Below are 12,871 nucleotides of genomic sequence, written 5' to 3'. Positions count from 1 at the left end.
ACATACGACCGAAATTATACACTTGCAGACGGCGCCTGCAGCGAGCGCATAAAAAGAGAACGCGGGGCGTCCGAATTGCTCCGGACGCCCCGCCCCAAAAATCTATCGAAATGGGCTAGCAATCGATGACGTGCAGGTCGTGCGGGGTCTTGGTGAAGGGCTCATATCCGTTCTCGGTGACGACGCCGTAGTCCTCCAGGCGCACGCCGCCCACACCGGGCAGGTAGACGCCGGGCTCCATGGTGACAACCGAGCCGACCTCGATGATGTTCTTGCTGCGGTTAAAGTTGGGCAGCTCGTGGATGTCGATACCAACGCCGTGGCCCAGGCCATGGTTGTAGTAATCGCCATAACCGGCATCGCCGATGATCTTCTTGGAAAGCTTGAAAATGTCGTTGCCCTCGACGCCCGGATGGATGGCGGCGACGCACTCCTCGTGCGTACGGCGCACGAGCGCGTACAGGTCGAGCTGTTCCTGGGTAGGCTCGCCCATCACGACGGTGCGCGTCATGTCGGAACGATAATCGCAGTAGCCCGCGCCGTAATCCATGAGGACGAAGTCGCCCTTCTCGATGACACGGTCACTCGGCACGGCATGCGGGTTGGCGGTGTTGGGACCGCTCGCCACAATGGAACCGAAGGCCAGGCTGTCGGCGCCGTTGGCGAACATAAAGTTCTCGAGCTCGTTGCGAACCTGCTTCTCGGTCATACCGGGTTTAATAAAGCCGAGCATATGCTGGAAGGCGGCATCGGTGATCGACTGCGCATGGCGCATGAGCTCGATCTCCTCGGCATCCTTGATGGCGCGCATCTTGCGGATGTCGTCGTGCATCAACGGCAGCATGCAGGCGACAGAGCGGTCCTCCAGGCCGCGCTGAATGCCCTGGTAGAAGTTAATCTGCATGTCATCCTCGACAGCGCAGACGCGGCACTTGTTGGCCGCGATCTTGCCGGCGACCCAGCCGGGAATGGTGCCCTCGTCCATGTCGTAGACCCAGGGGCTGCCGGCGGGCGTGTTCTCCTCAAAGCTGTTGAGGTAGCGCGAGTCGGTGTGGAACAGGCACTGGTCAGCCGTAATAAACGCGGCGTGCGGGAACTCGAAGGTGTAGTCGAAGACGCCCTTCACGCCCGTGAGCCAACGAAGGTTAGCCTCGTCGCGCACCACGATGGCATCGTAGCCACGCTCGACCATCAGGGCACGGACACGCTCGATACGACCGGCAGGACCGGCAGCAAACTCAGACATGCAGTTTCCTTTCTTGTTGTCTCTATATAGACGGGACGGGTCTCAACCGAACGACGGAATCGCATGCGATCCGCAACCGATTGAAAACCCGCCCCTCAACATGATACGAAAGACGATGGATGTCAATAAATCTTAGAGAAGTTCTTTGCGAGAAGCCAAGTAGGCGTGAACATGGCGCTCAAGAACCTCGTCCTCAACGCTCGTTAGACGAATGGCGCCGAGTGCCGCGGGCAGCGGCAACATGCTACGGTTTGAGCGGGCAAACTGCTGCCTGCGGAACTCCTCGATATATGCGACAGGCTCCAGATCGAAGGCAAGTTCCTCGATACCAAAGTCCTCCAGGCAGTCATCGACCTCAAAGACGTAATCGATATCAAAGTCGCAGGCATCATGTGCTAGGCGCGCCTCAAAGCGCATGCCCTCGGATAACAGCTGATAGGCAGGGACCTGCGAAGCGGCATCGCCCAAGCAGGCGCGCAGGGTACGCTCCCCCGTCTTGCCAAAATCGAGCGCATGGCGAGCGCTCGGGTTCGTGGCCATCAGTACGTCCTTACGGGCAGTCTGAGACCATTGAACGGCATTGACGAGCGCGACCTCCTCGCCCGCGAGAATCTCGGGGACGGTCTCAGTAAACTGATTCCAGCGGGACTTACTGCTCGAAAGCATGGTGCCAACAAGCACCACAAAGCCGAGCTTGAGGTCCTCGGGGTCCGCCTCACGAACAAGGTCGAGGTCACACACGACCAAGCCCGGTTCGGGACGGAACGCGATAGCGGGAAGCGCATTGGCCGACGAGGCGACGAGCGGCTTCATGGTCGTCGCGACCGTGAGCATGGCGTCGAAGGTCGTCGGCAACAGCGCGCACTCGGTTCGGCCGCACCACTGGTTGGCGCACCAGCTAACAACCGAGCAGGTTGCGGCATCGCCAACGGCGACAACCAGATCGTCGCAGGTAATGCCGTTGGCAGACAGGGCGCCAAACATAGCATCAGCATCAGCCAGCGTGGCACCAGCAGGCGAAACCTCGAGGACTAGCGGCGACACGGCAAAACCGGCGTCGACCAGCGCATGCTCGACGACTTCACCAAAACGCTCGGATGTGGCGGTGTTCCAAACGACCATCGCGCGCTTAGGCTTGCCCACGGCCGAGGCAAACATACGCGACAGTTCATCGAACGCACCCAATCCGACACGGACATCGACGCTGCGGTTTTGGAAATTGATCAGTTGACGGCGAATCATAGCAGCCCACGCTCCAAAAGCATCTCGGCACAAAGGTAGGAAACGTCCTCGAAGGACTTGTTGCGAATATCAAGGGTAAGGTCGGCGGCCTGGCGATACAGCGGACGGCGATGCTCAAGCAGGCGCGCGGCATGCTCAGGCGAGCGAAAATCGGGGCGCGTGTCGGACCGACGAATCTGGCGAATCGAATCCTCGAAGTCGCCCTCGAGGTACACACACGTACCCATTTCGTGCATCAGCTCAATATTCACCGGCGTCTCGACGATACCGCCACCGCACGAAACCAACAGGCTACGCTCGCTTTGGAGCGAACGGAGCGCCGAGGTCTCGAGCTCGCGAAAACGATCCTCACCCTCGGTCTCAAAAATCTCGGTTACCGACTTGCCGCAACGGCGCACGACTAGGCGGTCGGTATCGATAAAACGCCGCTTGAACATAGTGCCGACGTTGCGCGCGAGCGTCGATTTGCCCGCGCCCAAAAAGCCGATAAAGAAGATATGGTCGCAGCCGTGTTTGGTGTGCTGGGACATGACGAGACCTATTCCTCGCAGGGAAGGTCGCGCAGGGCCCGGCGCTCAAAGATACGGAAGATCTGCGTATACCACAGGTCCTGCGTCGCCTGCGGCTTAACCAAGATGGTATCGACGCCGGCGAAATTGCCGCTCCACACGTCCGTGTAGAGCTGATCACCGATCAGCACCGCCTCGTTAGCCGTGGCGCCGAGGCGCTTAAGACCCGCCTTGAGGGCAAACGGTGCCGGCTTCATGGCGTGGCTGATGGCCTCGAGTCCCAGCTCGCGTGCCGATGCCATGACCTGGTCGCGATGCCAGTTGTTGGACACCATGCACAGCTTAAAGCCTTTGGCGCGGGCGGCATCGAGCCAAGCGGAAACCGCGGCGGGAACCTGCTCGGTGTCGCGCGGCACCAGGGTGTTATCGCGATCGAGCAGAATGGCGCGTTTGCCGTCGGCCCACAAGGTATCGAGGTCGATGCGATCGACCGAGGCAACGTATCGTTTGGGGCTAAAAATCCTCATGCTAATTCCAAGACTGTTGATGCTCTTCGTAGGTTTGCGAGAAGTACTCCTCGTCCTGCGTAATGTAGAAATACAGGTCATCGGAGTCGGTCGGCTCAAGCGTGGCCTTGAGTGCCTCGAGCGACGGAGAGCAGATGGGCGTGGGCGGCAGACCCTCGTGTTTATAGGTGTTATACGGACTATCGCTCTGCAGGTCGTCGGCGGTAACCTCGCCACCGGTGACATACATCATGGTCGCATCGCTGTTGAGATAGCGCAGACCGTCGAGCTTGCCGGCAAGGCGGTTGTAGAAGACCGAGGCCACATGCGCACGTTGATCGGCGTTGAGGCCCTCGCGCTCAACGATAGAGGCCAAGTTGACGATGTCGTAGTCGGACATCTCCACACCGTAGCGTTCCTTGATCTTGGCTTCGCAGCTCGCAAAGTCAAACGACTTGTACTCGGTCTTAAACTGATCGAGCATAGCGCGAATCACGCCATCGGCCGTCGGCGAATCACCCAACGAATAGGTCTTGGGGAACAAGAAACCCTCGAGCGAGTCGTTAGCGGCGCCCTTAAGGAAGCTATAGTCGTCCACGTAGTTGGAGGCCTTGGCCTGGTTGAGGAAGTCTTCCTTAGAGATGCTGTCGTAGGCCTGGGCCACACGGTCGGCGACTTGATCGACCGTTAGGCCCTCAGGGATAGTCAGCGCATTGGAGCCCGCGTTGGGGCCTTCCATGAGCTGCTGAACAACCTTGGTCGCATCCATGAGTGTGGTGAACGAATAAGTACCAGGCTTGAGCGACATATCGGCGTTGAGCTTTTTCACCGCCGCATAGTAATCCTTGGGATTTTCGACGATATGGTTCTCGGAGAGAATCGAAGCGATGCTGTCACCCGAGGCACCATCGGGAATCGTGATAGTAACCTGCTGGCCTGCAACGACTTTCGCACCCTCACCGCCAAAGAAGCCCTTGACGGCTGGCACGACAAAGAAAACGATCGCGACAAGCGCAAGCACGGCAACAACGCCACCGATAATCATAGGCACCGGGGAGCTTTTCTTTTGAGCACCGCGACGAGCATGCGTGTTGTAGCTCGAGCGGGTCGCCGGAGCAACGCCATGTGAACCACGAGCGTGATGCGAATGCGATTGGGGGGCCTGCGTTCGCTGGGTAGGTGCCTGCTGCTTAAAGCGGGTGCCGCCTGCAGGCTGGGCCGTACGAGCAGTGGGCTGCTGAGCCGCGTGAGAAGCCGAATGCTGAACCGAACGAGCAGAAGGCTGCTGACCCGTCCGTTGAACAGGTTGGGCCGAACGAGAGAAGGACTGCGCCGGGCGCGCGGCAGGCTGAGCTGCGCGCTGCGTCGGCTGTGCCGGACGCTGGCCAGGCTGGGCAGGGCGCGACGCCGGCTGCTGTGTACGATTCGGCTGGCGCGGATCGGAAGCACTAGGCATGCGAAACCTCCTCGTTTTTACGATCGAGCCACGTCTGCAAAAACAGGCTGGCGGCAATCATGTCGATCTTGCCCCTCATCTGCTTTTCGTTGAGTCCCTGCTCGCGCAGGATACGCTTGGCCTCTTGCGAGGACAGACGCTCGTCCTCAAACTCCAGCGGAAGTTCGAGCTCGTCGGCAATCTTTTGGGCCACAGCGGCGACGCGCTCGGCCTGGGGGCCGGGCTCACCGGCCATGGTCAAGGGACGTCCGCTTACCAGGATATCGGGCTCATAGTCCTCGACCAGGTAGCGAAACGTCTTTGCCATGCCTGTGACCTCGGCAGCAGGAAGCACCTTGACAGGCATCGCCATCTTGCCATCACGGCTCGAGACGGCAATGCCAATCCTGGTCTCCCCTATGTCCAGCGCGAGCGCGACCACAGCGACAACCTAGGTTCTTAGGCGCCGAGCGCGGTCTTGGCGGCCGCGAGGGCATCGGCGATACCGGCGGCGTTCTTGCCACCGGCCTGGGCCATGTTGGGACGACCGCCACCGCGACCATCGACCAGGCCCGCGACCTGCTTGATCACGTTGCCGGCGTGGAAACCGGCCTTGACGGCGTCATCGGAACCAGCGGCGAGCAGGGCCGGGGTGCCCTTCTCGGTCACGCTGGCGACGACGCAGGCGACAGGGCCGGCGACCTTCTGGTGCACGGTATCCCACACGTTACGCAAATCGGCAGCCTCAAGGCCCTGCAGCTCGGCGACGACGAGCTTGTAGCCATCGAGCTCGACGGCGCCCTCGATGGCGCTGGAGATGGCGTCGGAAGAGCCACCGGTCAGCGCCTTCTTAAGCTTATTGGACGTCTCGCGCAGCTCGGCCTGCAGGTTCTCAACGCGGGCGGGAACCTCGTCCACGCGGCACTTGAGCGCAGCGGCAGCGGCGTCAACGAGCGACAGACGGTCGGCCATGTAGTCGAGGGCGCCCTTAGAGGTCACGGCCTCGATACGGCGGACATTGGAGCCCGTGGAGGACTCGGAAATGATCTTGAACAGGCCGATCTCGGCAGTGTTGGCGGCATGGGTGCCACCACAGAGCTCACGGGAGAACGGCTGGTCCTCGGCGCCCACGGAGACGACACGGACGACGTCGCCGTACTTCTCGCCAAACAGGGCAACAGCACCGGCGGCCTTGGCCTCGTCGATGCCCATGACGCGGGTCACGACCGGCTTGGAAGCGAAAATCTGCTGGTTGACCAGATCCTCGACAGCCTTGAGCTGCTCGGAGGACAGGGCCTCAAAGTGCGTGAAGTCAAAGCGCAGGTGCTCGGGCGTCACCAGCGATCCGGCCTGGGAAACATGCTCGCCCAGGACCTGCTTAAGCGCGGCGTCGAGCAGGTGGGTGGCGGTGTGGTTGCGGCGCAGGAAGCCACGGCGCTCGGCGTCGAGCGCAGCGGTCACGGTAGCACCGACGGTCAGCGTACCCTCGGCGACGTGCGCGACATGGGCATACAGGCCGTTGTGGTTCTTGGTGTCGGAAACGGTCAGTGCAACGCCCTCGGCGGAAAGCTCACCGGCGTCACCCTGCTGGCCGCCCATCTCAGCATAGAACGGGGTGCGGTCGAGCACGACCTCAACGTCCTCGCCCGCAGCAGCGGACTCAACGGACTCGCCGTTGCGCACGATGGCGACCACCTTGGCGCTCTCGATCACATCGTTGTCGTAGCCATCGAACTCAGTCGCAGCGACCTTGTCCGAAAGCTCGACCCACACGTCGTTGAAGCTGCCCCAGGCGTCGCCCTTGGCATTGGCGCGAGCGCGGGCCTTCTGGTCCTCCATGCAGGCGGTGAAGCCGTCCATGTCGACGTCGTGGCCAGCAGCGCCGGCGATCTCGACGGTCAGGTCGATGGGGAAACCAAAGGTGTCGTGCAGCTTAAAGGCAACGTCGCCCGGAAGGACGGCGCCGTCGGCGAGCGCGGCCAAGGCCTCGTCCAGGTAAACACGGCCGTTGTCGAGCGTCGTGGAGAAACGCTCCTCCTCGGAGGCGACGATGCCCTTAACGAGCGCGACGTTCTTGAGCAGCTCGGGATAGGCCTCGCCCATCTGAGCGTTAACCTCGTCAATGAACTTGGTCAGGAAAGCGCCCTCGATGCCCAGCAGGCGGCCGTGGAACACGGCACGACGGAGCAGGCGGCGAAGGACGTACTCGCGGCCCTCGTTGCCGGGCAGGATGCCGTCCGAGATCATAAAGTCGACGGCACGGGAGTGATCGGCGATAATGCGCAGCGAGCGGCTGGCACCGGAGTAATCGTCGGCGTCATAGGTCTTGCCGCTGATCTCCTCGCCCAGCTTGATGAGGTGCTGCATTAGATCGCCGTCGTAGTTAGCGGTCTTGTGCTGCATGATAGCGGCCATGCGCTCCAGACCCATGCCCGTATCGAGGTTGCGGTGCGGCAGCTCCGGCATGGAGCCGTCCTCCTGGCGGTCGTACTGGGTAAACACGAGGTTCCAGAACTCAAGGAAGCGGTCGCAGTCGCAGCCGGGCTTGCAGTCGGGGCTGCCGCAACCGACCTCCTCGCCCATGTCAAAGTAGATCTCGGAGCACGGACCGCAGGGACCGGTGGGGCCAGCGGCCCAGAAGTTGTCGTCCTCGCCCAGACGCGAGATGTGATCCTCGGCAACGCCCAGGGAGCGCCACACGTCGTGAGTCTCGTCGTCCTCGGTAAAGACGGTAAAGTACAGGCGGTCGAGCGGCAGCTTGAACTCCTTGGTGATGAGCTCAAAGGCCCAAGCGCAGGCCTGCTGCTTGGAGACGCCGCCAAAGGAGAAGTCGCCGAGCATCTCAAAGAAGGACAGGTGACGGCCGTCCTCGCCGATGCAGTCGATGTCGTTGGTACGGACGCACTTCTGGCAGGAGATCGCGCCGATCTCCTTCATGGTCTTCTTGCCCTGGTAGTACTCCTTAAACTGGTTCATGCCGGCGTTGGCAAGCAGCAGCGAAGGATCGTCGGGGACGAGGGACGAAGAAGGATAGAGCTTAAGACCGCGCTCCTCAAAGAAGTTGAGGAACTTGGAGCGAATCTCGGCCGTAGTCATTGACGGGTAGTCAGCACTCATAGAGGGAATCTCCTCGGTTTCACATCGAAACAGTTCAAACGTAACGATATTACCATCCCACCGCGCCTGTGCAAAAAAGAGGGCCGCCAAACAGCGACCCTCCAGCGAAATTGCATGTTAGCACGTATGAATGTTAACCCGAATTACCCCGCTAGTTATCGTCATCGTCCATGGAGCCGTCGATACCGGTTTTGGTATCGTCGTCCGAGTTGGAGTCATCGTCCTTGGCAAAGGGGTTCTTGAAGAAGCCCGTGGCATCAGGTTGCAGACCTGAGAGCTTGATCCAGGGATTATCGAGCTCGGGCTTGGGCATGGCCTTGGCCTCGGGCGCAGTCTCGTTGCCGATGAGCTCGGACTCGTAGATGAAGGTGTCGTCGCCGAGCGCGTCGTAGGCGGCGACCGGGTTGCCATCGGCATCGCGGTACGGCGTGCCCTTAAACACGGCGCCGTCATAGGCCACAAGCTGTCGGCCGGTCTCATTCTCGAAGTAGTACACGAAGATACCCTTGAGGGCCGCACAAAGCGGGATGGCAATAATCATGCCGATGGGGCCCATGAGTGCCGAGCCAATAACGAGCGCCGTGAGGCTCATGATGGGATGCACCTGCACCGAGCTCTGCATGACCTTGGGCGAAATGACGTTATCGGTGACGTTTTGCGCGACCATCGTCACGATGAGCGTCCATAACGCCAACATGGGGCTGAACATGAAACCGAGCACCGTGGCGATTGCTGCGCTCACCCAGGGACCGACGACCGGAACCAAATGCATGATGCCGGTAAAGATAGCCATGAGCGCCGCATACGGATGGCCGATGATCATAAAACCGATAAAGGCGAGGAAACCACCGCAGATGGACGTCACGACCATACCGCGCATGTAGCCGCCGACAGAGCGAGAAAGGATGGCGACCATAAAGCGGTACGAGGTCTCCTTCTCCTGACCGATGATGGTGCAAATCTCGTGGTGCATGCGAGGGTAGTCGCAGGCCATCCAGTAGGCAAGCACCAGGCCAAGGAAGATAACGAACAGCTGCGAGGCCGTATTGGTGATGAGTGGGAACACACCACGACCAAGCTCGGCGGCAATCTGAGACACATACCTCGATGCCACGGCAACCAGCGACGAAAGATTATCGTCCAAATACTCCTTGAGCGGCGTGTTGTTGAGCGTCTTTGCATGCGAGATCATCTCGTTGAGATCGCCACCTGCAACACGAAGCTGCTCGGGCAGGCGGCTCAGGACTTCCATGATCTGACCAAAGAGAATCGGCGACAAGATACAAACGACACCGACGAGCACGGCAACAACAACAATAAGCGCGATAAGCGAACCGATGCCGCGATTCACGCCATGGTGCTCGAGCCAGTTGGTGATCGGGGACATCACAAAAGCAATGATGGAGCCGACGGCAAGAAACTCAATAACCGGCGCCAGGATGCCCATAAGGTTAAAGATGACAGCAGCAATAACAATGCAGCCGACAACAGCCCAAATGCGCAGCGTCAGAATGCGGGTGTCGCGCAGCACGCGATCGGTTTGTTGGGGGTGCTCACTCATGAACGAATCATCACTCCGTCGGGGTCGATCTTGTCCTGAATCTTCTTAAGCGTGCGGCGCAGCAGACGCGAAACCTGCACCTGAGAAATACCCAGCTTCTTGGCGATCTCGATCTGGGTCATGCCCTTCACAAAGCGCAGCTCGATCACCTCGCGCTCGCGCGGCGAGAAATCACGGATGGCTTCCTCGATCACTAGGCGGTCATCGGTAAAGTCGAGCTCGTTGTCGTCGTCGGCGTAACGGTCGAGAATCGAAGGGGCATCGTCGGAATCGGACGCACCAGGAGCCTCGATGGGCACCGAGGTATAGGCCGAAGACGATTCCATAGCCTCGAGGACCTCATCGACAGTCACATCTAGATACTCAGCGATCTCCTCAACCTTGGGCGAACGCTGCAGCTCGTTGGTAAGTTTGTCAGTAGCCTGGTTGACCTTGGCCGAGAGCTCCTGCAGACGACGCGGTACGCGCACGCTCCAGCCCTTGTCGCGGAAATGGCGCTTGATCTCACCCAGGATAGTGGGTGTCGCAAACGTCGTGAACTCAAGACCGCGCTCGGGATCAAAACGGTCAATAGCCTTGAGCAAACCCAGATAGCCGACCTGCATGAGGTCGTCGAGCGGCTCGCCGCGATTCTTAAATTTGTTGGCAAGAAACCTTACCAGGTTCATATGGGACATGACGAGCTGTTCGCGGGCGTCCGGATCACCGGTCTCCTTGTAGCGACGAAACAGCTCGCGGGTTTTCTCCTTGTCCCAAGCGGTCTTGCCGCTCCGGGAACGTTCGGTCATATTAAATATCCGCCTTGAGGTCGAGGGAAAGCGTCAGGGGCGCCGCAGTCTTTTCGTAGGAGTCGCACACGCTCGCGAGGATGAGCTCGGCATACACCGCAGCCTGGTCGTCTTCATCGACCGTAGCCTGGTCACCAAAGGTAATAGTCATGCCAACGTGGGTCTCATCGACATCGAATTTGATGGTGATGTCGTCGCAGTCGACCGCGGTGCAACCAAAGATGAAAGCCTCCTCGGCAGCCATGCGGATGTCCTCGATGCGATCGACAGACATAGAGCACAGGGCACCAACGTTGGCTGCCGTCATGCGCACAAGGCGAGCGAGACGCGGGTCACCGGCAACGGTCAGCGTGATAGGGCAGGTTGCTTCGCTACTCATCGCAGGACTCCTCAGAGGTCTCGGCGGGCGTATAGGTGTAATAATGAGCCGGCTTGGCTACAGAATTCTGAGCCACATCCGCGCCATCGGCGGCCTCGTCCTCGCCAATTAGGACGCGCTCGGTAGGCTGCTCGGCCTCCGCAGCGGCAGCGGCGAGCTTGCGATCGGCATCGGCTGCAGGAGCCTTCACCTTATTGAAGAGCTTCTGCACAGCACCGGCGGCAGAGTCAGTCACGCTCGACACAGCATTGCTGGCCTCGGCCATGCTGCCCGTAACCTCGGAAATGTCGCGAACCACGGCTTCGACCTCTACGAGATTGGAGGTAAGGGCATCAACTGCCGTCTTGCTCGACTTAAGCAGCGGCTCCATCTGGGCAAGCGCCGGCGTAAGCTCATCGACAGCGCCATCGAGCTTTGCCACCACAGGCTGAGCCTCGGCGATGGTGTTGTTGAGGTCGTTCACGGTCTTATCGAACGAGTCGACAACGGTGCGGGTCTTGCGCAGGGTAAGCGCGAGCTCAACGATGGCCCACACGCCGGCAACGGCGAGCAGCAGCAGGGCAATCTGAATGGGACTCATACAAGCCTCCCAAAGGAATCGATATACAGACGGTTTCCATGGTACCCCAAAGGGGACCGAACATGCCAAGAGCAGCAACGTGGGACAAAATTATCAGCAGCTACTTCGGCGCATTCCCGCTGCGGTCGCGTTCACTTTGCTCTACGCGCCATTCTTCCCAACCGCGGCCGGCAGGCTGCCAGAACGCGCCGCGCTCCAGCCCCTCGGGCAAATAGCGCTGATCGACCCAGCCTTCGGGATAATCATGTGGATACTTATACATACCGTATTCATCGCTGCCCGGGCGATGGCGATCGCGCAGATAACTCGGCACCTCGCGAAGCCCACTAGAATGGATATCGGCCAGCGCCGCATCGATCGAAGCCTCGCACGCGTTGGATTTTGGCGCCAAGCACACATAGAGTGCAGCCTGAGCGAGGTTAATACGGCACTCGGGATAGCCAATAACCTCGGCAGATTTAAACGCAGCATGTGCTATAAGAAGAGCCTGCGGATCGGCATTGCCAACATCCTCGGAAGCATGAATCATAATGCGACGGGCGATAAACTTAGGATCCTCCCCCGCATCGATCATGCGCGCAAGCCAGTAGACCGTGGCATCGGGGTCGCTACCGCGCATGGACTTGATGAACGCACTGATGATGTCGTAGTGCATGTCGCCGTTTTTGTCATACGTAAAGCCGCGACGCGGGTTGGCAATCTTTACGTCATCCACGGTGATGGGATAGCGCTCCCCCGCCGCCGGCGCTGGCGTCCCCTCGGTATCGGGACGCGTAACGGCAATCTCGCTCGCAAGTTCGAGCGTCGTGAGCGCCGAGCGAGCGTCACCCGCTGCCAGCGTGCAGATGGTCTTAACCGTATCCTCATCGGCCGAGAACTTGCCGTTCAAACCCTGCGGCGCCTCGAGCGCACGCTCGATAAGCGTGGCGATATCCTCGTCTTTAAGATGCTCAAGCTCCATCACGCGACCGCGCGAGAGCAATGCCGAGTTGACCTCGAAGTACGGATTCTCCGTCGTGGCGCCAATCATAATGACGGTACGGTTCTCAACCGCATGCAGCAAGGCATCCTGCTGAGACTTGGAGAAGCGGTGAATCTCGTCGATAAACAGGATGGTGCGGCGGTCGTAGGTATTCAGGCGCGTCTTGGCCTCGTCAATCACGCGGCGAAGATCCTTCACGGTACCCGTCACGGCGCTGACCTCGACAAACTCGCTCTTGGTATGGTTGGCGATAATGTGGGCCAGCGTCGTCTTACCCGTACCGGCCGGCCCGTACAGAATCACGCTCGAAAGCACGTCGTGCTCGATCGCGGCACGCAACCATGAGCCCTTACCGACGGCCTTTTGCTGGCCCACGTACTCGTCGAGCGAATTGGGTCGCATGCGCACCGCGAGCGGCGCATTTTTAAAGGAACGCTCGCGCGTCGAGGCAGAAAAAAGGTCGTCCATAGCCATCCCGTGCATCAATCAAAAACGTTTTCAACTAACCAGTATACCGAAAGGATAC

Annotated in this window: 12 protein-coding genes; all 12 read right to left on the bottom strand. The window is 59.9% G+C overall.

The genetic code is table 11. The features are described 5' to 3' along the window. Positions 1–115 precede the first annotated feature (115 nt). The 12 genes from JMJ97_RS01850 to JMJ97_RS01795 all read right to left on the bottom strand — a co-directional run bounded on the left by JMJ97_RS01850 (position 116) and on the right by JMJ97_RS01795 (position 12,813). Entirely contained in the window at positions 116–1,246 is a 1,131-nt protein-coding gene (locus tag JMJ97_RS01850; protein ID WP_117635154.1) for a M24 family metallopeptidase, read from the bottom strand. Positions 1,247–1,378: 132 nt separating this feature from the next. After that, a complete protein-coding gene (locus JMJ97_RS01845; protein WP_260698960.1) occupies positions 1,379–2,488 on the bottom strand; it encodes a hypothetical protein in 1,110 nt (369 codons plus the stop codon). Continuing rightward, entirely contained in the window at positions 2,485–3,018 is a 534-nt protein-coding gene (locus tag JMJ97_RS01840) for a shikimate kinase (RefSeq protein ID WP_260698959.1), read from the bottom strand. Before JMJ97_RS01840 ends, JMJ97_RS01845 begins: the two co-directional genes overlap by 4 nt. 8 nt (positions 3,019–3,026) lie before the next feature. Continuing rightward, positions 3,027–3,524 carry a YqeG family HAD IIIA-type phosphatase gene (locus JMJ97_RS01835; RefSeq protein WP_260698958.1) on the bottom strand — a complete coding sequence of 166 codons (498 nt, stop codon included), beginning with the start codon at positions 3,522–3,524 and terminating at the stop codon, positions 3,027–3,029. 1 nt (position 3,525) lies between these two features. Continuing rightward, on the bottom strand, positions 3,526–4,959 hold the full coding sequence (mltG, locus tag JMJ97_RS01830; RefSeq protein WP_260698957.1) for an endolytic transglycosylase MltG: 1,434 nt from the start codon (positions 4,957–4,959) through the stop codon (positions 3,526–3,528). Beyond that, on the bottom strand, positions 4,952–5,380 hold the full coding sequence (gene ruvX / locus JMJ97_RS01825) for a Holliday junction resolvase RuvX (RefSeq protein WP_089571740.1): 429 nt from the start codon (positions 5,378–5,380) through the stop codon (positions 4,952–4,954). Before ruvX ends, mltG begins: the two co-directional genes overlap by 8 nt. A 17-nt stretch (positions 5,381–5,397) precedes the next feature. Further along, positions 5,398–8,055: an alanine--tRNA ligase gene (gene alaS / locus JMJ97_RS01820; protein WP_260698956.1), complete on the bottom strand. Its 2,658-nt coding sequence runs from the start codon at positions 8,053–8,055 to the stop codon at positions 5,398–5,400. 151 nt (positions 8,056–8,206) lie between these two features. After that, on the bottom strand, positions 8,207–9,616 hold the full coding sequence (locus tag JMJ97_RS01815) for an AI-2E family transporter (RefSeq protein WP_260698955.1): 1,410 nt from the start codon (positions 9,614–9,616) through the stop codon (positions 8,207–8,209). After that, positions 9,613–10,404, bottom strand: a complete 792-nt coding sequence (locus tag JMJ97_RS01810; RefSeq protein ID WP_022094589.1) for an RNA polymerase sigma factor SigF — start codon at positions 10,402–10,404, stop codon at positions 9,613–9,615. The genes JMJ97_RS01815 and JMJ97_RS01810 overlap by 4 nt, the downstream gene beginning before the upstream one ends. A gap of 1 nt (position 10,405) precedes the next feature. After that, complete coding sequence (locus JMJ97_RS01805; RefSeq protein ID WP_117746030.1) at positions 10,406–10,783, bottom strand: ATP-binding protein; 378 nt, start codon at positions 10,781–10,783, stop codon at positions 10,406–10,408. Continuing rightward, a complete protein-coding gene (locus tag JMJ97_RS01800) occupies positions 10,776–11,363 on the bottom strand; it encodes a hypothetical protein (protein ID WP_260698954.1) in 588 nt (195 codons plus the stop codon). The genes JMJ97_RS01805 and JMJ97_RS01800 overlap by 8 nt, the downstream gene beginning before the upstream one ends. Before the next feature lie 100 nt (positions 11,364–11,463). After that, positions 11,464–12,813 carry a replication-associated recombination protein A gene (locus tag JMJ97_RS01795; RefSeq protein WP_260698953.1) on the bottom strand — a complete coding sequence of 450 codons (1,350 nt, stop codon included), beginning with the start codon at positions 12,811–12,813 and terminating at the stop codon, positions 11,464–11,466. Positions 12,814–12,871: the final 58 nt, after the last annotated feature.

It is taken from the genome of Collinsella aerofaciens, assembly GCF_025289055.1.
Lineage (GTDB): Bacteria > Actinomycetota > Coriobacteriia > Coriobacteriales > Coriobacteriaceae > Collinsella.
This window is presented reverse-complemented; position numbering and strand designations above follow the sequence as displayed.